22 protein-coding genes and 1 pseudogene are annotated in these 17,795 nt (G+C 39.6%); 10 read left to right on the top strand and 13 right to left on the bottom strand.

Features of this window, described 5'->3' with window-relative positions; translation table 11 throughout:
* Window positions 1–324: 324 nt before the first annotated feature.
* The 6 genes from ACOMCU_RS02570 to ACOMCU_RS02545 all read right to left on the bottom strand — a co-directional run bounded on the left by ACOMCU_RS02570 (window position 325) and on the right by ACOMCU_RS02545 (window position 5,724).
* Entirely contained in the window at window positions 325–1,575 is a 1,251-nt protein-coding gene (locus ACOMCU_RS02570) for a thymidine phosphorylase (RefSeq protein ID WP_010858644.1), read from the bottom strand.
* A 13-nt stretch (window positions 1,576–1,588) separates the two neighbouring features.
* Window positions 1,589–2,770, bottom strand: a complete 1,182-nt coding sequence (gene deoB, locus ACOMCU_RS02565) for a phosphopentomutase (protein WP_010858643.1) — start codon at window positions 2,768–2,770, stop codon at window positions 1,589–1,591.
* Between the two features lie 86 nt (window positions 2,771–2,856).
* Window positions 2,857–3,759 (bottom strand): site-specific tyrosine recombinase XerD, encoded by a 903-nt coding sequence (gene xerD / locus ACOMCU_RS02560; RefSeq protein ID WP_010858642.1) that lies wholly within the window; start codon window positions 3,757–3,759, stop codon window positions 2,857–2,859.
* A 252-nt stretch (window positions 3,760–4,011) separates the two neighbouring features.
* Window positions 4,012–4,476: a Fur family transcriptional regulator gene (locus ACOMCU_RS02555; protein WP_010858641.1), complete on the bottom strand. Its 465-nt coding sequence runs from the start codon at window positions 4,474–4,476 to the stop codon at window positions 4,012–4,014.
* 124 nt (window positions 4,477–4,600) lie between these two features.
* A complete protein-coding gene (locus ACOMCU_RS02550) occupies window positions 4,601–5,113 on the bottom strand; it encodes a hypothetical protein (RefSeq protein ID WP_010858640.1) in 513 nt (170 codons plus the stop codon).
* A 74-nt stretch (window positions 5,114–5,187) separates the two neighbouring features.
* Entirely contained in the window at window positions 5,188–5,724 is a 537-nt protein-coding gene (locus ACOMCU_RS02545) for an NUDIX domain-containing protein (RefSeq protein ID WP_421049385.1), read from the bottom strand.
* Between the two features lie 76 nt (window positions 5,725–5,800).
* Between ACOMCU_RS02545 and ACOMCU_RS02540 the strand changes: the two genes are divergently transcribed.
* Both ACOMCU_RS02540 and ACOMCU_RS02535 read left to right on the top strand, forming a co-directional pair.
* Window positions 5,801–6,700 carry an aldo/keto reductase gene (locus tag ACOMCU_RS02540; RefSeq protein ID WP_421049384.1) on the top strand — a complete coding sequence of 300 codons (900 nt, stop codon included), beginning with the start codon at window positions 5,801–5,803 and terminating at the stop codon, window positions 6,698–6,700.
* On the top strand, window positions 6,697–7,176 hold the full coding sequence (locus tag ACOMCU_RS02535) for a VanZ family protein (RefSeq protein WP_010858637.1): 480 nt from the start codon (window positions 6,697–6,699) through the stop codon (window positions 7,174–7,176). The genes ACOMCU_RS02540 and ACOMCU_RS02535 overlap by 4 nt, the downstream gene beginning before the upstream one ends.
* 330 nt (window positions 7,177–7,506) lie before the next feature.
* Here ACOMCU_RS02535 and ACOMCU_RS02530 read toward each other — a convergent pair whose 3' ends face one another.
* A complete protein-coding gene (locus ACOMCU_RS02530) occupies window positions 7,507–8,010 on the bottom strand; it encodes a GNAT family N-acetyltransferase (RefSeq protein ID WP_421049383.1) in 504 nt (167 codons plus the stop codon).
* 213 nt (window positions 8,011–8,223) lie between these two features.
* Window positions 8,224–8,751: a GNAT family N-acetyltransferase gene (locus tag ACOMCU_RS02525; protein WP_421049382.1), complete on the bottom strand. Its 528-nt coding sequence runs from the start codon at window positions 8,749–8,751 to the stop codon at window positions 8,224–8,226.
* A 205-nt stretch (window positions 8,752–8,956) separates the two neighbouring features.
* Between ACOMCU_RS02525 and ACOMCU_RS02520 the strand changes: the two genes are divergently transcribed.
* Together ACOMCU_RS02520 and ACOMCU_RS02515 are read left to right on the top strand one after the other, a co-directional pair.
* Window positions 8,957–9,157, top strand: a complete 201-nt coding sequence (locus tag ACOMCU_RS02520) for a hypothetical protein (protein ID WP_010858634.1) — start codon at window positions 8,957–8,959, stop codon at window positions 9,155–9,157.
* Window positions 9,158–9,518: 361 nt separating this feature from the next.
* Window positions 9,519–9,656 (top strand): annotated as a pseudogene (locus ACOMCU_RS02515) (DUF3888 domain-containing protein); the annotation flags it as partial.
* A 76-nt stretch (window positions 9,657–9,732) separates the two neighbouring features.
* Here ACOMCU_RS02515 and ACOMCU_RS02510 read toward each other — a convergent pair.
* Together ACOMCU_RS02510 and ACOMCU_RS02505 are read right to left on the bottom strand one after the other, a co-directional pair.
* Complete coding sequence (locus ACOMCU_RS02510) at window positions 9,733–9,999, bottom strand: YqkE family protein (protein WP_010858632.1); 267 nt, start codon at window positions 9,997–9,999, stop codon at window positions 9,733–9,735.
* Between the two features lie 137 nt (window positions 10,000–10,136).
* Entirely contained in the window at window positions 10,137–11,321 is a 1,185-nt protein-coding gene (locus ACOMCU_RS02505; RefSeq protein ID WP_421049381.1) for an acetyl-CoA C-acetyltransferase, read from the bottom strand.
* Window positions 11,322–11,593: 272 nt separating this feature from the next.
* On the opposite strand from ACOMCU_RS02505, the gene ACOMCU_RS02500 reads away from it, so the two are divergent.
* Complete coding sequence (locus ACOMCU_RS02500) at window positions 11,594–12,565, top strand: alpha/beta hydrolase (RefSeq protein ID WP_010858630.1); 972 nt, start codon at window positions 11,594–11,596, stop codon at window positions 12,563–12,565.
* A gap of 90 nt (window positions 12,566–12,655) precedes the next feature.
* On the opposite strand, the gene ACOMCU_RS02495 is transcribed toward ACOMCU_RS02500, so the two are convergent.
* The 3 genes from ACOMCU_RS02495 to sirA all read right to left on the bottom strand — a co-directional run bounded on the left by ACOMCU_RS02495 (window position 12,656) and on the right by sirA (window position 14,035).
* Window positions 12,656–13,126 carry an S-ribosylhomocysteine lyase gene (locus ACOMCU_RS02495; RefSeq protein WP_010858629.1) on the bottom strand — a complete coding sequence of 157 codons (471 nt, stop codon included), beginning with the start codon at window positions 13,124–13,126 and terminating at the stop codon, window positions 12,656–12,658.
* Window positions 13,127–13,290: 164 nt separating this feature from the next.
* Window positions 13,291–13,509, bottom strand: a complete 219-nt coding sequence (locus ACOMCU_RS02490; RefSeq protein ID WP_010858628.1) for a YneF family protein — start codon at window positions 13,507–13,509, stop codon at window positions 13,291–13,293.
* Between the two features lie 100 nt (window positions 13,510–13,609).
* Window positions 13,610–14,035 (bottom strand): sporulation inhibitor of replication protein SirA, encoded by a 426-nt coding sequence (gene sirA, locus ACOMCU_RS02485; protein ID WP_010858627.1) that lies wholly within the window; start codon window positions 14,033–14,035, stop codon window positions 13,610–13,612.
* A gap of 229 nt (window positions 14,036–14,264) precedes the next feature.
* Here sirA and ACOMCU_RS02480 point away from each other — a divergent pair, with 229 nt between their 5' ends.
* From ACOMCU_RS02480 to ACOMCU_RS02460, 5 genes are all read left to right on the top strand, one after another.
* Window positions 14,265–14,618, top strand: a complete 354-nt coding sequence (locus ACOMCU_RS02480) for a hypothetical protein (RefSeq protein ID WP_010858626.1) — start codon at window positions 14,265–14,267, stop codon at window positions 14,616–14,618.
* 15 nt (window positions 14,619–14,633) lie between these two features.
* Window positions 14,634–15,272: a PspA/IM30 family protein gene (locus tag ACOMCU_RS02475; RefSeq protein ID WP_010858625.1), complete on the top strand. Its 639-nt coding sequence runs from the start codon at window positions 14,634–14,636 to the stop codon at window positions 15,270–15,272.
* Between the two features lie 115 nt (window positions 15,273–15,387).
* Window positions 15,388–16,068 (top strand): cell wall-active antibiotics response protein LiaF, encoded by a 681-nt coding sequence (gene liaF, locus ACOMCU_RS02470; protein ID WP_421049380.1) that lies wholly within the window; start codon window positions 15,388–15,390, stop codon window positions 16,066–16,068.
* Entirely contained in the window at window positions 16,065–17,102 is a 1,038-nt protein-coding gene (locus ACOMCU_RS02465; protein WP_421049379.1) for a sensor histidine kinase, read from the top strand. Before liaF ends, ACOMCU_RS02465 begins: the two co-directional genes overlap by 4 nt.
* Window positions 17,077–17,709, top strand: a complete 633-nt coding sequence (locus tag ACOMCU_RS02460; protein ID WP_010858622.1) for a response regulator — start codon at window positions 17,077–17,079, stop codon at window positions 17,707–17,709. Before ACOMCU_RS02465 ends, ACOMCU_RS02460 begins: the two co-directional genes overlap by 26 nt.
* The last annotated feature ends 86 nt before the right edge of the window (window positions 17,710–17,795 follow it).

The following is a 17,795-nucleotide window of genomic DNA, read 5'->3' as shown; positions in this document are numbered from 1 at the left end:
GTCAAATCGACATACTTATGGCTTTTTAGGTTATGTGCAGTATGGGATAAATGAATTTTTTTTAAACGTAGGTCACACATTTTGCGTGCACACTGGTCTTGAGGTTTGTTTTCATTGCGTTCAAGGATTGATATTAATGAAGGAAAGAAGACTTTTAAAGAACTGTGAAATACCTGTAGAGGGAGACTGTTTACCCGCGAAATTAGGGTAAATTCCCGCGAAGAGTGCCTTTTACCCGCGAACTCGCGGAGCAAAAGCGAATACCGTCAAATCACAAAAAAAGAGAACCCTTCTAAGTTAAGAAGAGTTCTCGTTCAATATTAGTTATGCAATTGAATAGGCTTTCTGTACTTTATTGATTGTTTCTTCATCAATTTCACGATTTGAATATAAATAAGCAAGGGTTTCGCCTGACTTCACAGCATCGCCTTTTTTTGCCACAAGTTGAATGCCTGCATCATAATCGAGTGTAGATTCCTTCGTTAAACGCCCTGCGCCTAGTGCAACACTTGCCTCACCGATTAATAAAGCATTAATCGTTTCTACAACGCCGTTAGTAGTGGCTTTCACAGCCACCTTATTGGCTGTGTCATTTTGAATGATATCTGCTAAATCACCGCCCTGTGCCACGATAAATTCCTCAAATTTTGCCACAGCAGAGCCATCCTCTAACACGCGCTTGACAGCAGCAGTTGCCGCCGCTTCATCCTCTCCAGCTGCCACTTGATACATGAGAGAAGAAATAATGATGCATTCCTCAAGTAAATCTGTGTGTGTTTCGCCCATGCGACCACTAAGCAATGAATGTGCCTCCACTACTTCAAGCTTATTACCAATCATTTTCCCTAACGGATTATCCATATCACTAATGTGCGCGACTACTTTACGCCCTAGCTTTTCGCCAATTGCTGTCATCGCATCTGCTAATTTCTTCGCTTCTTCTTCCGTCTTCATAAACGCACCTGAGCCACATTTCACATCTAGCACGATACCATCTGCACCACTTGCAATTTTTTTGCTCATAATCGATGCGGCTATTAAAGGAATTGAATCGACAGTACCAGTCACATCTCGTAATGCATAGAGTTTTTTGTCGGCAGGTACAAGATTACCTGTTTGACCTGCAACCGCAATTTTATGTTTATTGACATTATCGATAAACTCCTGTGACGAAAGCTCCGTTTTAAAGCCTCGAATAGCTTCTAATTTATCGATTGTACCGCCAGTAATACCTAAGCCTTTGCCACTAAACTTCGCTACAGGAATACCTAGTGAAGCAATAATTGGTGTCACGATAAGCGTTACTTTATCACCCACACCGCCTGTGGAGTGCTTATCAATTTTAAAGCCGTCAATGGATGTTAGATCGATCACATCACCTGAGTCAATCATGGCCTTTGTTAAATAAAATGTTTCTTCATCCGTCATGCCAATTAAACGAATGGCCATTAGTAGGGAACTCGCTTGATAATCAGGAATAGAACCTGTTGTGTAGCCTTCTACAAAGTAGTTTATTTCAGCTTGCGTAAGCTCTTCGCCTTGCTTTTTCTTTTCAAACAGCTGCGTCATATTCATACGAAAATCCCCCTTATTTCAGATCATTTAAGAAACTTTTACCAAATGGTGGTGCTTCGACACCAAAGTTTTCAGCGACAGTTGCGGCAATATCTGCGAAAGTATCACGTAAAGCAAGCTCATTGCCGCCTTTAAAACGAGGTGAATAAACAATTAGGGGAACAAATTCACGTGTATGGTCTGTCCCAGGGAATGTTGGATCATTGCCATGGTCTGCCGTAATTATTAGTAAATCGTCCTCTGTCATTGCCTGTACAATTTCTGGGAGACGTGCGTCAAATTCTTGTAAAGCGTTGCCATAGCCAAGTGGATCACGACGATGCCCGAAATTTGCATCAAAGTCTACTAAATTTAAGAAGCTTATACCGTGAAAATCACGACGTGCAACCTCTGCAAATTTATCCATACCATCATTATTATTTTTTGTACGTATTGCATCTGTTACACCCTCACCATTGAAAATATCAGAAATTTTTCCGATGGCAATAACGTCTAGATTGGCATCCTGCAATGCATTCATCGTTGTACGACCGAATGGTTTTAATGCATAATCATGACGATTTGACGTGCGTGTAAAGTTTCCAGGTGTACCAACAAACGGACGAGCAATGACACGTCCAACTAAATACTCTGGTTGCAACGTTAATTCACGTGCGATTTCACAAATCTTATATATTTCCTCAAGTGGAATTATTTCTTCGTGTGCAGCAATTTGTAGTACAGGGTCAGCAGATGTATAAACAATCAATGCTCCTGTTTCCATATGCTCCTGTCCAAAATCCTCAATAACCTGTGTACCACTTGCAGGTTTATTGCACAGTACTTTACGGCCAGTACGCTTTTCTAGCTCCGCAATAAGCTCTGCAGGGAAGCCATCCGGATACACTTTAAATGGTTTATCAATATTCAACCCCATGATTTCCCAGTGTCCAGTCATTGTATCTTTACCAACTGAGGCTTCCTGCATTTTTCCGAAGTACGCTTTCGGGGCATTGCTTGCTTGCATTCCTTGTAGTGGCTCAATATTTGCTAAACCGAATGATTCCATGTTCGGCATTGTAAGCCCATTCATTTTTTCAGCGATATGCCCCAATGTATGGGAGCCCACATCTCCAAAGTTTGCAGCGTCTGGTGCTTCACCAATACCGACTGAGTCCATCACCACGACGTGGATTTTTTTAAATGTATTATTCATCATATATTGCCTCCTAATCTCACGACTCTATTTTACCAAAAACCAGTGAAAAATAAAGGTCAGACATCCGACTAAGGTAAAAATAATTACGCGCGTGGATGGAATTGCTTATATACCTCGGATAGTCGTGTTTTGCTAATATGTGTATAAATTTGTGTTGTAGATATATCAGCGTGTCCCAACATTTCCTGAACCGCCCGTAAATCCGCCCCATTTTCCACTAAATGTGTTGCAAAAGAGTGTCGCAATGTATGCGGTGTTAACTCATGTTGGATGCCTGCCTTTAGAGCATGCTCCTTCATTAATTTCCAACAACCCTGCCTTGTTAAACGTTTCCCTCTTTGATTAATAAAAAATGCATCTGTTTTTGGGTATTTCCCTTGCAATTGACCTCGTGCGCCGTCCAAATAAGCACTTAATGCTGTCAGGGCACTTTTGCCGAGCGGTATAATACGTTCCTTACCTCCCTTGCCAAACACACGGACAAACCCCATTGTTAGGTGGATATCGGCTAAATCAAGCGCAATTAGTTCGCTAATACGCATCCCTGAGCCGTATAATAGCTCAAGCATAGCTACATCGCGAACACCCTGAGGCTTACTACGATTCGGTGCTGTCAGTAAGGATTCGATTTCTTCGATAGAAAGGATATTCGGTAGCTTTTGTTCAATAGTTGGCATTTCTAAATGCACAGTTGGGTCTTTTTCCGTACGTTTTTCACGTAGAAGAAATTGATGGAAACTACGAATGGAGGAAATATGGCGCGCTACAGTACGACTCGTCTTACCTTGCATGCGTAGCTGCTCTAAATGGCGTAATATAGTTGTTCGTTCCACTTTACCGAAATCAGACATTCCTTCAGCTTCCTGTAAGAATCGCACATAATTCTCTAAATCTCGGCGATAGGATGCTAATGTATTAATAGATAATTGCCGCTCAACTTGGATAAAATGGATATAATCCTCTATTGCATAGTGAAATTCATTCATCACAACGCCCCCTTACTGTCAATTATTCTCTATTTTAGCACGCATACTAAGAAAAGTGCTAAAAACGCCTTCCATGTGTTGTCACGCTAATACTCCCAACTATGCGCGTTGCTGTTGATGATTCGTTCTTTATCAAAAAACTTGCCTCCTCTACCATTCGAGAAGACAGACAGTATATTCGACTCAATTTTTAACAAAACAAAAAAACTGTCTGATTTAATCCATTCCTAGATTTCATCAGACAGCTTCTCGTTATTGTTCTTCATCATTTCCGTCGATTTTATCATGACAGCGCCAGCAGATACCGTGGAAAGTTAGTCTGTGGTCCTTTATGATAAAGTTCCAACGCTTTTCAACAACGGCTTCCACATCTTCAAGTAAGTCTTCTTGGATTTCATCAACAGCACCACATTCAATACAAACAAGATGATGATGGAAATGCGCAGCTCCCTCTTGACGTAAATCATAGCGTGATACGCCATCGCCAAAGTTGATTTTGTCGACAATTTTGAGCTCTGTTAGTAACTCTAACGTTCTATAGACAGTAGCTAAACCAATTTCAGGCGCTTTATCTTTTACTAAAAGATAAACATCTTCCGCACTTAAATGGTCCTCTTCATGCTCAAGCAATACAGCAACTGTTGCTTCTCGCTGCGGCGTCAGCTTGTAACTAGCACTATGCAACTGTTTTTTTATACGATCAATTCGGCTTTCCATGTGACGCCCCCCTAAACTCTTTCCATTATACCAAAGGAGTAAATCCTATTACAAGATAGTGATTAGTTTTCAAATATGTCATTTCATATTTTTACCTGTGGCAACACTTTTACAAATTTATTAATCATTTTAATACATACGATATTACAATAAACTCAGCAACTATTATGATGAAAAAAGCAATAAAATTCAACAAAATTGTCCGCCCATTCATCTTTTTCCCGATTTTTCGCTTCGACCAAGCGGGAACAAGTAAATTGCAAAGGACTAGCAACAATATACAATAGATGAGTTGAAATGGGAACCACCAAATCGTATAAAGCCAAAATGCTTCTAGTTTTTGGAGTAAAAATACCGAGCTAAAGCCAAAAAAAGTTGCGCGCATAGCGACCGTGACGCGCACTAAAACTTTCAGCACGCTATGTGTTGCAAGCAATAGCACAATGACAACGGAAGCAGCAACAGGCAATACTAACCGAAAAATGGACTGCCTGTCCCCATCTGCTAAACGTGGTTCTATAAACAAAATAAAAGGCTCTGCATTCGCCCCACCAATAATATGAAAGCAGATGACGCCACAAACGAAGCTCACTGCAACAATCGATGCGTGATAAAATATAGAAACCGTACGAGACATAAGCATGCTCCTTTTCTATCAAGGTTTGTACAGCTTATGCTCGTCCGCTTCTATTATGCTAAAGTTTGTTTGACTTATTGTAGCGCAAGCCAAAGTACTGCAAACGCAGTCTTGGCGTCGTATATACGCTCATCAGCGACCATCGCTTGTGCCTCTTCCAACGAAACTTCTAGTAATTCGACAAACTCATCTTCATCTAAATCTGCTTTGTTTTCAATGTTGTATAAATCCTTCGCTACAAAAAGATGAATGACCTCGTCCGCAAAGCCTGGTGACGTTGCAAAAGTTTGTAAAAACGTAAATTCCTTTGCACCATAACCCGTTTCTTCTTCTAATTCTCGACGTGCTGTAACAATCGGCTCCTCACCTGGTTCAAGCTTCCCCGCTGGAATTTCGATAATTGAACGTTCAAGTGCTTTACGATATTGCTCAACCATCACCAGCTTGCCTTCATGCGTAATGGCAATGACCGCTACTGCACCTGGATGCTTGATAATTTCCCGTTTAGCCATGTTACCATTCGGTAATATAACATCATCTACCTGTAGTTTCACAATTTTCCCGTAAAAAATAGCGGTTGACTGTGTCGTTTTTTCTTCAAACTTTTTCATCTGCTCCAACCTCGCTTGTTCTTCAGATACGTTCATTGTACCATTACAAGGAGAAGATTCGAAGGAGGTTATTGACATGAAAAAAAGACAACTCGGCTCGAGTGATTTGTTCATATCAGAAATTAGCTTAGGGGGTATGTCTCTTTCGACAGATAAGGAGCAAGCAGCTGGCATTGTCGACATGGCGCTAGACGCTGGTATCAACTATTTCGATACAGCTGATTTATATGATTTGGGCGTCAACGAGGAAATCATCGGAGAAACTTTAGGAAAACGCCGACAGGATATTATTTTAGCGACAAAGGTCGGCAATCGCTGGACAGAAGGAGTGAAAGGTTGGCACTGGGATGCCTCTCCTTCGTATATAAAAAAAGCACTACATGCAAGCTTACAACGGCTAGGTACAGATTATATTGATGTCTATCAGCTACACGGAGGTACGATAGAGGATGAATGGGCTGGCATTATCAGTACATTTGAAGACTTAAAAAAGGATGGGCTAATTCGACAATACGGCATTTCTTCCATTCGACCAAATGTATTGAAGCGGTTTTTACCAACAAGTTCAGCGAAAAGTGTCATGATGCAATATAGTGCGCTCGACCGTCGTCCAGAAGAGTGGCTAGATTTTATCGCAAGCAATGGCGCTTCTGTCGTTACACGAGGTACCGTTGCAAAAGGTTTATTGACAAATACTTGGGAAAAACGTTTGCAGGGTGACAATGGCTATAACTCCTACACGACAGATGAGTTATCGACAACATTAACAGGTTTAGCAAGACATTATGACGATTTACATGCGCTCGCATTAGCTTTTAATCTGAAAGAATCGGCTATCGCCTCAACCGTGGTTGGTGCCAGCTCACAGGAGCAACTTGCACAAACACTTGCAGCCTATGAAAAATCTATAGGTATATTGAATTTTGAAATAGCCAATGAACTGACAAAAGCCGAACAATATCAAGATCACCGATGAAAAAATGGCTTATCTTACTTACATTTTTAGTCATACTTATCATATCCTCCAGCATGACGTACGAACAACAGTCTATCGTTCCTGAATTAGAGGAAATTTTGGCCAATAAGCCTTTTGAGCAACAATTGTCTCGACTACATATCCCCTATTGGGACACTGTTGTTTCTATCGAAGAGCGTGGCTACTTTAAATTTGTAGAGTTTTTAATCCGCAAGCTTACACATTTTGTTGGGTTTGGCTGTATAGCACTTGGACTCTATTTCGCATGGGGGAAACGTCGACATGCTGCGGGTGTTGCTATCCTTGGCACAATGCTTATAGCTTTGTTGGATGAATTTCGCCAAAGCTTTACACCCGGTCGCTTGATGAGCGCTCAAGATGTATTAGTCGACACAGCTGGCGCGATTGTTTTTGTTGGAATGGTCGTGCTAGTGGGAAAAATTCGCAAGGCATTTATGGGGATACGCCGTCGATAAGCTGCTCAACTCGCAATGTATCATAGATAGTGTGAAGCACTGCTCACTTTTAATAATAAAGTCTTAAAATATAAATAGTATACTAGAAGTACAGTTCAATACTCCTAGTATACTATTTTTTTGATATCAAACTAAAAATCCGAGTAGACTCCCATGTTTTATGGGGCGAAAGCGAAAAGTCTATATCGTAAGTTAATTGTTTGAAAGAATTTTTCTGACTGGCCCATTTGCTCTTATTCTTAAATTCTTTTTAAAGATTCATTGTTTTAGTAGGTGCGATTCTAATTGCGACCAAAATTGTAATGTTATCCATCATGTCGGCAACATATTTCAAAAAAATCTCCAAAAATATAATTCTTCCGTTTCTTTAAATAATTCTGCTCCGGCTTTTTCTAACACCTTGTGAGAGGCTATATTGTCTTTTTCAGTATCCGCAATGACATAGGTGACATCCGGCTGACTTAATAACCAACTTTTCATCGTATCAATCGTTTCTGTCATATAGCCGTTTCCCTGATATGATGGATAGGTATAGTAACCAATTATGACTTCCCCCTTGTCATTTGGAAGCCCTTTAATCATGATACCGCCAACAGAACTGTTATTATCTTTCGACACGATTAACCAATTCGTGTGCCATATATAATTGTGCTCATCTGCCAATAATTTCGAAAGTCTGTATTTCAAAGCATGTCTAATTTCATCATCAAGAAGTACCTCTTCATTACTTAATGATAACTCTACTGCCAGTTCCTTGTGATGATCCATTAGTAATTTCAGATTGTTAGCGTTTAATGGGATTAATCTTAGTCTTTTTGTGCTTAATTCAATCATTTTTGCTCTCCTATCATAATTTAAATGTCTGTAACAAAGACTAAAAACTATTCTATAAAGAGTTATATGTTATTGGCAGTTCTCCTAGTAATTTTTTCTTACATACAGGAGGTAGGAAACACCTTGTAAATCTCCTATTAGAAGTCAATTCATTTTATCATCCGCAAGTTTACCTGTAAATATTTTCGAAAAATAGATGCTACTTACACCCTATTATCTACTTAATAATGAATAAATATAAGTGTCACGAGCTTTCCCATTTTGATACATATAGTCCCTCAATATGCCCTCTTGTTGAAAGCCAATTTTCGTTAATAATTTGTTCGATGCCTCATTTTCAATAAATACAACAGCACCAACGCGCGTCAAATCTAGTTCTTTAAAACCATACGATAAAACGCTTATTATTGCTTCCGTAGTATAACCATTTCTCCAGTAATCTGGATGTATTTCATAACCAATTTCGGCACGTTTATGTTTAGGTAGCCATGAATTAAAGCCGATTGTACCAATGATTCCAGTACTGCCCTTTATTTCTATCCCCCAACGAATGCCTCTTTTTTCCATATAGATTTTCGAGAAGAATTCAACGAACTGTTCTGCTTGTTCCACACTTTCCAATGTATCTTGCCCATAAAATTGGGTGACATCATTGTTGGAGAAACAATTAAAAATCCCCTGTGCATCTTCTTTTTTAATTTCCCTTAATAGTAGTCTTTCTGTTTCTAATGTAGGAAACATTTCATCTCTCCTTATGTAATTTATAAGAGTTTATTATTTCACTAGTTAAGGATACTGATTCTACAAATAAATCCAAAAACCTTTATTACTGAACAATCATTTTAATTGCAAAGCTTTATATACAGTTCGCGTCATGATCAAATGCTACGCCATTGAGCATAAAACCATCTATAGTGCACACATTACTACTAGGAGGTGAAAATCCATGCATAAAAATAACAAAAAGACGATGAGCGAAAAAAAGCACAACCCTTCTGAAATTTTCAAATACAACAATACTAGTAATGACAGTAAGCCTGACAATACCCCAAATGAAGAATTCTCTGCTGAATGGGATGCAAAAGTAAAAAATAAAATTGATCTATCTAGTCAGGACACACCACCACAATCCAACAAAAGAAAATAGTATTCAAAAATGATAAGGGCTCGACTTAGATTGTAGATAAACTCTTAGCAAAAACGAGTTTATCTACAGTCATATTTCTTTCGTCTATAAAAAGCCACTCACTTTCCACCGATGAACCGTCTAGTCTTCCTTCACCACGCTCTGTACGGGGTCTATTTTGCAAAGATTAACATTGTATTGTTGCTCTTATCTTTTTTTATGCCACTTCCCAATACTTACGCTGAAACGGAAAATCTGAAGCAGGTACAGATTATTGTCATACATTAGAACTAGCTTTAATAAACAGTCTTCGTTCAACAATTGATGAAGCCATTGGTGAACTATATAAAACCTCTCAGATTTACCACAATGGGCAGCTTGGGATACAAAAATAATAAAAATTAAACAATTATATGGTATTGGCGGGGCATATGAAGTCACATTAGAAATAAATACTTATTTTGGACCACACAATAGTTTTGGAGTCGATCAAGTAACCATTGAAATGAAATCATTTTAAGCATATTAAGGACACGTTTCACACTTTAAGCGAAATAAAAAAACAGTGAACCCCACATGTGGATTCACTGCGTTCATTAGAATTTCGAGCCTTTATCACCGTAGTCGTTTAGTAATTCCTCAAACGATTTATTTTTTTCACGTTGCTTGCGCTCAAAGGCTTGCTTAGCTTGGCGTTCTTCCTCTGCTGCCTGCTCTTTCGCTGTTAGATCTTGCTTAGCAGCTTTTAACTTGGCAAGCACGTCACCACCTAACTGATCGGCTAATGTAACTGCCTGCTGCTTTGGTAAACCTGCTGTTAAGCTATCGTCTACTCGCTGTTGCTGTTTTCGTTTTTTTCCCATTTTATTCACCTTCTATATATCTATTACACCTTAGCGTAATTCCGTCCAGATTAGCTTTAGTAAGCGTCTGTGACATCAGCTAGAGGTTTTTTCATTTAATTTAGTGACGTATGAACGACTACTAAATTAAATGACGATTACGGGCGTTGTACAACTGTTGCTACGCCCTGCCCACCACCGATACATAGTGTAGCGAGACCCATTTTAGCATCGCGTTTTGCCATCTCATGTAGTAGCGTAACTAAAATGCGTGCACCACTCGCACCAATCGGGTGACCAAGAGCAATTGCTCCCCCGTTCACATTTAGTTTATCATGATTGAAGCCTAATTCGCGATCAACAGCAATTGATTGTGCCGCAAACGCTTCATTTGCTTCAATTAAATCGACATCTGTTAATGATACATTAGCTTTTGCCAATGCTTTTTTCACCGCAGTTACAGGGCCTGTGCCCATTATCGATGGGTCCACACCTGAACTTGCATTCGCTGTAATTTGTGCCAGTGGTTCAATACCAAGCTCTGCCGCTTTTTGTTTCGACATGACAACAACTGCTGCAGCACCATCATTTATGCCAGAAGCATTTGCTGCTGTCACGGAGCCGTCCTTTTTAAAAGCTGGACGTATTTTCGATAATGCTTCGGCTGTAACGCCTGCACGCGGGAATTCATCTTTATCAAAAATAATAGGTTCTCCCTTGCGTTGAGGAATTTCAACAGCTACGATTTCATCATTGAATTTCCCTGCCGCTAACGCCGCTGCTGCACGTTGCTGCGAGCGCGCAGCAAAAGTGTCTTGCTCGTCGCGTGAAATCTCATAAGCGTCACATAAATTTTCTGCTGTGATACCCATGTGATAGTCATTGAATGCACACCATAAGCCATCATGGATCATTGTATCAACCACTTTCTGATCACCCATACGGAAACCCTCGCGTGCGTTTTTTAAGACATAGGGTGCTTGGCTCATATTTTCAAAGCCACCTGCCACGATGATATCGGCATCACCTGCTAAAATTGCCTGTGCTGCTAAATGGACAGCCTTCAATCCCGAGCCACAAACTTTATTGATTGTTAATGCAGACACTTCATGTGGTAGGCCTGCTGCAATTGCTGCTTGACGTGCTGGATTTTGTCCAAGCCCTGCCGATAAAACATTCCCCATAATGACTTCGTCGACTTGCTCACCTGCTACGCCAGCACGTGCTAATGCCTCTTTAATAACGATGCTACCAAGAGTTGTTGCCGGCACATCCTTTAATGTTCCCTGGAATGAACCAATTGCAGTACGCACGGCACTTACAATTACTACCTCGTTTGTCATAACCATTCTCCCCTTTTCCCCGTTCAAAAATCAACACTGCATGCATATGCTACTAGCAGATATGTATATTTTAACAAATATTTTGACGATTTTCGATAACAGAAATAATCGCACTTTTTTAAAAGTTATTGTAAAATGTTGTCGTGTTTTAAACAATCTTTGTTGGGAACATTACAAGTAAGAAAATGCTTTCGCGGCTAAGAGCAACCTACCTTGTTCGTGTGGCGCGAATGTCTAGACAACAAATGAAATAGGACGTGGAGGTGTTGAAGATGAAAAAGAAAATGCTGTTATTTTCAGGTATTACAACGACGCTTGCCGCTGCAGCAACAGGTCTGTTCGGTTTTGCGCTTTCCAATAAATTAATGTACATTCAGCAAAAAGATCCAGAATTTATTCGTGAACGTGAAACATCTGCCAAACGTTTCGACGAGGTTTGGTACAATCAAAATTTCAAATGCGAATTAAATATCGATTCTCCCAATGGCTATTCCATTCGAGGAATTATGTTTCAGCCACTGCAAACGAATAATACCATCATCATCAGCCATGGTGTAACGGAAAATAAAATTAACTCCGTCAAATATGCACGCCTTTTTGAAAGGCTTGGCTATAATTCCGTTATTTTTGACCACCGTAGACATGGGGAGTCAGGTGGTAAAACTACGAGCTATGGCTACTATGAAAAAAATGACCTTGATGCGGTTGTCAAAACCGTTAAAGCGATGATTGGGGAAAATGCCATTCTGGGTATTCATGGCGAATCAATGGGTGCTGCCACAATGTTACTGTATGCAGGAAGCGTAGAGGATGGCGCTGATTTTTACATTTCTGACTGTGCATTTTCAGATTTTTCGATGCTGCTTAAACAAATTGCCAAAACGGAATTTAAGTATGGCTCAATCATTCCAATTGGATTTGCGGATTTTTTTGTACGCCTTCGTGATGGCTATTCGTTTAAAAGCATTACGCCTGCTGAAGCTGTAACTCATATTGAAAAACCGGTGCTCTTTATCCATAGTATCCCCGATACATTTATCCCAGCTGCCATGTCACTGGACTTATACAATAAAAAAATGGGTCCAAAAAAATTAAAACTTTTCGATGCGGGGGCACATGCGCAGTCCTTTAATGAAAATATGGTTGAATATGAGGAATTGATACATGAATTTTTAGAAAGTTTTATCTACCAAAAAATTAATCATGAGTCTTCGTCTTCAAATGTCATTCCATTTCATTTTTAAGGGATGCTTTCTTAGATTACAATGTAAATTCGATTTACATGCAGCAAGGAGCTGTCTCAGAATTGTTAGAGACAGCTCCTCTTATTGTTTTTATTCGGCAAAAACGATATGCCATTCATCGCGTTTTGCTAAAAATTCTTGTGCTAGTGCTTGTGCACCTTCAAGACTATGGCTTGCTGCCCAGCCACACTGTACTTCATTACAAGCAGGTACCGCTGTTGCTTTTGTAACATCCGTAAATGTTTTTTCTAAAATATTTAACAAATCCTCATAATCATTGTGATTTATTAATGAAACGTAGAAGCCTGTTTGACATCCCATTGGACTAAAATCAACGATATTATCTGAGTAATTTCGGATAATGTCCGCCGATAAATGCTCTAAGGAATGTAAAGCCGGCATGTTCATATGTTCCTTGTTTGGCTGTTTGAAGCGAATATCGTATTTGTATACTTCATCGCCATTTTTTCCTGCTTTTACTCCCGCTAAACGAACATACGGTGCCTGTACTTTCGTATGATCTAAATCAAAGCTCTCTACATTTGTTTTTTCTTTTTGCAAAACGAACAACTCCTTTTTTTATATTATTTCTATTATAACGAGTTTTCCGATAGAATTATATGATTTTTATGAATTATACAAAAAATAACTACAGAACTTAACTAAATTCATAAAAAAAAAGCAACCAGCCCGGCTTGGACTTGTTGCTCCTTAAAAATCCCCATTTATTTTTGGACTTTATTCATTTGTGCCATCATTTGACGTACTTGTTTTTCAGACGGAGTACGACCCATTTGCGCCATCATCATACGAATCATTTGTTCGTTAATCGGTGGGTTTTCTTTTAAATATTTCATCATAGCTTGACGAGCGAAATAGAAACCAAGCGCTGCCCCTGCTGCTAAAGCGATAATTACGATAATAATCCAAATCCAAGTTGCCATCTTGCCAACCTCCTCCACTAACAATATACCGAGAAAAAACTCTCCACGCTCCATTATACACAAATTAGTAGCGTGTTACTATATATTGTCGTGAAATTTCCTAGTGCATTGTGTACTTCATCGGCTTCAACCAACCGCACTCATTCTCTTGTTTATTAAAAGCAATAAAGCGCTCACTCATTTTTGCCAGCATTTGAAATAGATCCAAATCTAACATGCGTGATCCCTCACAATAGACGCAGATTTTACGTTCCACTAAATAAATAGCCATTTTCCCTTTTATCGGGTGTTCTAAAAATAAGGCATTGCGGGTTTTCTCTAAATGTGCATACTTTGAATCTAGCTGCGCCTCTAGCATGGCAGCAATTTCATCGAAGTGAATTGTTTCACATATATATGCGAGTTCCTTCAAGGATTTCTCATTGGCATCTTCACAGCCCTGCATCATTTCTAATAACTTACGTTCTCTACCGAAAATAAACGTTAAATGCTCTTCTTTTATTTTATATATGGAATAGGTTCTCACCAGAAATCCCCCTTCGCTCAGTTTCTTTATCGTAAGTATAGCCTATTCAAAGTCGTTAATTTGTCAAAAGAAGGAGGCATTCATCTTCTATTTTTGTCGAAAACCTTCTAGTTTCGGCTTCTTAGAATTCACTCAGCCTCTAGACCTAGAAGAAAATCCATTTCCAGTCCGTTTTGGGAGAGCTTTCAAACAGGTAGTATAAAGGTACAAACGAAAGGAGCTAATCCATATGAAAAAATTTCTTTTACTAACTGGCGGCATTATCGCAGCATGTGTCGCACTAGCCTTAATCGGACCACTTGCAGGTCTATTATTTTCAGGCGTACTGGTAGCACTTGGTATGCACTTCTACATCGCAAGCAAATCGACATTCGCTAAAATTATTTGGGCGACGGTTGGGCTTATCGGTGTTCTCTCAGCAGTATCCAACATTCCAGCAATGATTGGTCTAGCAGCTATTGCCACTATCTATGTCATCTATAAAAAATGGAATGGCGAAGATGTTAAAATTCCAACAGTTGAGGCAAAAGAGGAAGACCCATTCACTAACTTCGAAAAAGAATGGTCAAATTTAACGAAATAAAAGGAGCGAATTAACATGAACTTATTCCAACGTTTTAGATACACAATTGAGGCAGACTTACATCAAGTATTTGATAAGAAGGAACAAAAAAATCCAATTGCGATGTTAAACCAATACATTCGTGAGGCGGAGAAACAAACAGAACAAACAGGCAAATTATTAGAGCGTCAGGGTCAGCTAAAAGAAAAGCTAGAAGTGGAATTCAAGGAAAATGCAGAATTACTAGCAAAACGTGAAACTCAGCTTCAATTAGCAAATACAAGTGGCGAGCAGGATTTAATTGAATTCGCTACAGATGAAGTAGCAGCATACACAGCTCGCAAAAACACATTACAATCGAGCATTGAAGCAAGCACACGCGAATACTTTGAGCTTGAGCGTAAATTCGAAACAATGAAGCACAAAATTAAAGATATGAAGGTTCGTCAGTTACAACTGATGGGCAAAGAAAATGTGACAAGAGCACATCATCAAATGGATGGTATGCTTGCCAAAAACAATAAAGCCAATTTCGAGGATTTGGAATCATACATCGATAAGCTGGCATTCCAAATTGATAAAGATCATGAAGTGACTACTTTTGAAGCACGCCTTGCAGCATTAGAAAAAAATGCGACAGATGCTAGTTCACCACTACTAATCGAAAACAAATAACATGTTATAATGGAAAGAAATGCGCCACATTTAGCGGCGCATTCTTTCACGTTTTGTATTAGAGGGATGTTATTTCCCTCTCTCATACTATTAAGTAGAAAGAAGGGTGACCCTCTTGCAAAATTTCACAACAAATAAACTCACATTTTGGGTACTGTGCTTCTTTTTACTCGTTTTTGTGGAGCTCACAATTTTTAATAACGGCGGTGCTTTTTGTTTATTGATTGGGGCTGTACTTCTTTATTTAAGCTTTTCAAAAAATGTACGATTTTTCAAATGGACAGGAATTTTCTTTATTGCGATCGCACTCTTTACGATGTGGAGTTTGCGCCTATTTATCGTCTTACTGCTCTTATACATGCTGTATCATTATTTGCAAAAAGAAAACGAACCTAAAGTCGTAACATTAGAATTTGAAAAGCTTCCCGCAAGTAAAAATGATATATTTGGCACAATGCCTGCACCTGTAGAAGCCTATAAATGGCAGGATGTACAAATCCAACGACTTGCAGGTGATATTACAATAGACACGACACAAACGATTTTACCAGCTGGCACGAATCTAATTACAATTCGACAAGGTATCGGCAAAGTACAAGTTTATGTCCCATATGAAATTCCCTTCCGTTTACATTATACGACGTTGTTTGGTGAGTTAACTTGCTTGCATGCTGGTCCGCAGCGGCTCCTTAATGAAAGTGTAGTTTTCTCTGACGGAAACCCTGAGGATGCAAAACGTACACTCGTTATTCATGTGGCTACATGGCTTGGGGATTTGGAGGTGTTGCGAAAATGATTGCCTTTCTTTCAAGAGTTTTTACCTTGTTCTTTATTTTAATAGGTGCTGCATTCGGTCTCCTGTTTGCAGTGTGGGGCGAACCAAACGAGAAAGTTTGGCAACCTTTATGGCAACAAAATTACGATAATATTCCGTTAGGCGGCGTAATTTTACTTAGTCTTTTTGCACTTAGTCTACTGATAGCGAGCTGGATTAGTATGACGGCAAGGGCAAGAGAAGCGCAAGCGACCCGATTTGTGAAGGAATTAGTTGAACCTGATTTTATGCTACCAAAAAAACAGGCACTGCCAAAACCACTGAAAAAAGCACTCGTGCAAACAAGCGAGCTAATCGATACACAGCGGAAAAGCCTACAGCGTCTTTCCAATGAACGTGCTGAAGCCAATGATAAAATTATCCAAGAGCGTATTATCGCTGAACGTCAACGTCTTGCCCGCGAGCTCCACGACTCAGTATCCCAGCAATTATTCGCTGCTTCGATGTTGCTTTCGGCTTTAACGGAAAGCGATGAAAATGCTAAAAGTCTAAAGCAGGTCGAAAAAGTCGTGCAGCAGGCTCAGCTTGAAATGCGTGCCTTACTGCTACACTTACGACCTGTTGCTCTGCATAATAAAACCCTCGCACAGGGCTTAGAGGAACTAATTATAGAGCTACAGCAAAAGGTATATTTCCATATTGAGTATGATCTAGAGGAAATGGCTTTAACTAAAGCAGAAGAAGATCATTTATTCCGCATTGCGCAGGAAGCTCTATCAAATACATTGCGCCATTCTAAAGCCACTGAGGTTGAATTACTACTCGTTGCTCGAGATGATTTAGCCATCTTACGTATTCAGGATAATGGTCTCGGCTTTGATGTTGAAGCGGATAAATCAACTTCTTATGGCTTACAAAATATCGCTGAGCGTGCGGTTGAAATTGGCTGTACGTACAAAATTGTTTCTGTACCTGGAGAAGGTACAATAGTGGAGGTTAAAGTCCCACTGCACAAGGAGGTTGTTGAAGTTGATTCAAGTATTAATAGTGGATGACCACGAAATGGTACGAATTGGTGTGTCTGCTTATCTCTCAGCACAGCCTGATATTACCGTTGTTGGTGAAGCTGAAAATGGTGTGGAGGCTGTTGAACGAGCGCTCGCCCTACGCCCTGACATTATTCTAATGGACAATGTCATGCCTATTATGACAGGTGCAGAGGCGACTGTTAAAATTCTAGAGGCATGGCCTGAGGCGAAAATTATGATGGTGACAAGCTTTTTAGATGATGACAAAGTCTATCCGGCACTAGAGGCTGGTGCCATTAGTTATATTTTGAAAACCTCAAACGCCAAGCAAATAGCCGACGCGATTCGAAAAACAATCGGTGGTGAAACCGTTTTGGAACCAGAAGTAACTTCCAAAATGATGCACCGTATGCGTTACGGTACGAGTAAACCACTCTATGAGCAGCTAACGGACCGTGAAATGGAAGTATTGCTGTTAATGGCACAAGGCAAAGCTAACCAGGAGATTGCTGATGACCTATACATTGCTTTAAAAACTGTAAAAACACATGTCAGCAATATACTCGCTAAACTGGATGTCCAGGACCGCACACAAGCCGTTGTCTATGCCTTCCAAAATGGTTTGGCGAAGTAGATTTTTTTCGATTTCACAAAGCTTTCAGCGTAGTATGTGATGTTATCAGCGTTTTTTGGTTCTCTATCAGCGGTTTTTGGATCTCT

This window comes from Lysinibacillus sp. UGB7 (genome assembly GCF_049058285.1).
GTDB classification, from domain to species: Bacteria; Bacillota; Bacilli; order Bacillales_A; family Planococcaceae; genus Lysinibacillus; species Lysinibacillus sphaericus_B.
Note: the sequence above shows the minus strand (reverse complement) of the source record. Positions and strands in the feature narration are given on the sequence as shown.

Coding starts and splice junctions, on each gene's coding strand:
- ACOMCU_RS02570 (WP_010858644.1), bottom strand. CDS start 1,575: ATGAATATGACGCAGCTGTTTGAAAAGAAAAAGCAAGGCGAAGAGCTT.
- deoB (WP_010858643.1), bottom strand. CDS start 2,770: ATGAATAATACATTTAAAAAAATCCACGTCGTGGTGATGGACTCAGTC.
- xerD (WP_010858642.1), bottom strand. CDS start 3,759: ATGAATGAATTTCACTATGCAATAGAGGATTATATCCATTTTATCCAA.
- ACOMCU_RS02555 (WP_010858641.1), bottom strand. CDS start 4,476: ATGGAAAGCCGAATTGATCGTATAAAAAAACAGTTGCATAGTGCTAGT.
- ACOMCU_RS02550 (WP_010858640.1), bottom strand. CDS start 5,113: ATGTCTCGTACGGTTTCTATATTTTATCACGCATCGATTGTTGCAGTG.
- ACOMCU_RS02545 (WP_421049385.1), bottom strand. CDS start 5,724: ATGAAAAAGTTTGAAGAAAAAACGACACAGTCAACCGCTATTTTTTAC.
- ACOMCU_RS02540 (WP_421049384.1), top strand. CDS start 5,801: ATGAAAAAAAGACAACTCGGCTCGAGTGATTTGTTCATATCAGAAATT.
- ACOMCU_RS02535 (WP_010858637.1), top strand. CDS start 6,697: ATGAAAAAATGGCTTATCTTACTTACATTTTTAGTCATACTTATCATA.
- ACOMCU_RS02530 (WP_421049383.1), bottom strand. CDS start 8,010: ATGATTGAATTAAGCACAAAAAGACTAAGATTAATCCCATTAAACGCT.
- ACOMCU_RS02525 (WP_421049382.1), bottom strand. CDS start 8,751: ATGTTTCCTACATTAGAAACAGAAAGACTACTATTAAGGGAAATTAAA.
- ACOMCU_RS02520 (WP_010858634.1), top strand. CDS start 8,957: ATGCATAAAAATAACAAAAAGACGATGAGCGAAAAAAAGCACAACCCT.
- ACOMCU_RS02510 (WP_010858632.1), bottom strand. CDS start 9,999: ATGGGAAAAAAACGAAAACAGCAACAGCGAGTAGACGATAGCTTAACA.
- ACOMCU_RS02505 (WP_421049381.1), bottom strand. CDS start 11,321: ATGACAAACGAGGTAGTAATTGTAAGTGCCGTGCGTACTGCAATTGGT.
- ACOMCU_RS02500 (WP_010858630.1), top strand. CDS start 11,594: ATGAAAAAGAAAATGCTGTTATTTTCAGGTATTACAACGACGCTTGCC.
- ACOMCU_RS02490 (WP_010858628.1), bottom strand. CDS start 13,509: ATGGCAACTTGGATTTGGATTATTATCGTAATTATCGCTTTAGCAGCA.
- ACOMCU_RS02480 (WP_010858626.1), top strand. CDS start 14,265: ATGAAAAAATTTCTTTTACTAACTGGCGGCATTATCGCAGCATGTGTC.
- ACOMCU_RS02475 (WP_010858625.1), top strand. CDS start 14,634: ATGAACTTATTCCAACGTTTTAGATACACAATTGAGGCAGACTTACAT.
- ACOMCU_RS02465 (WP_421049379.1), top strand. CDS start 16,065: ATGATTGCCTTTCTTTCAAGAGTTTTTACCTTGTTCTTTATTTTAATA.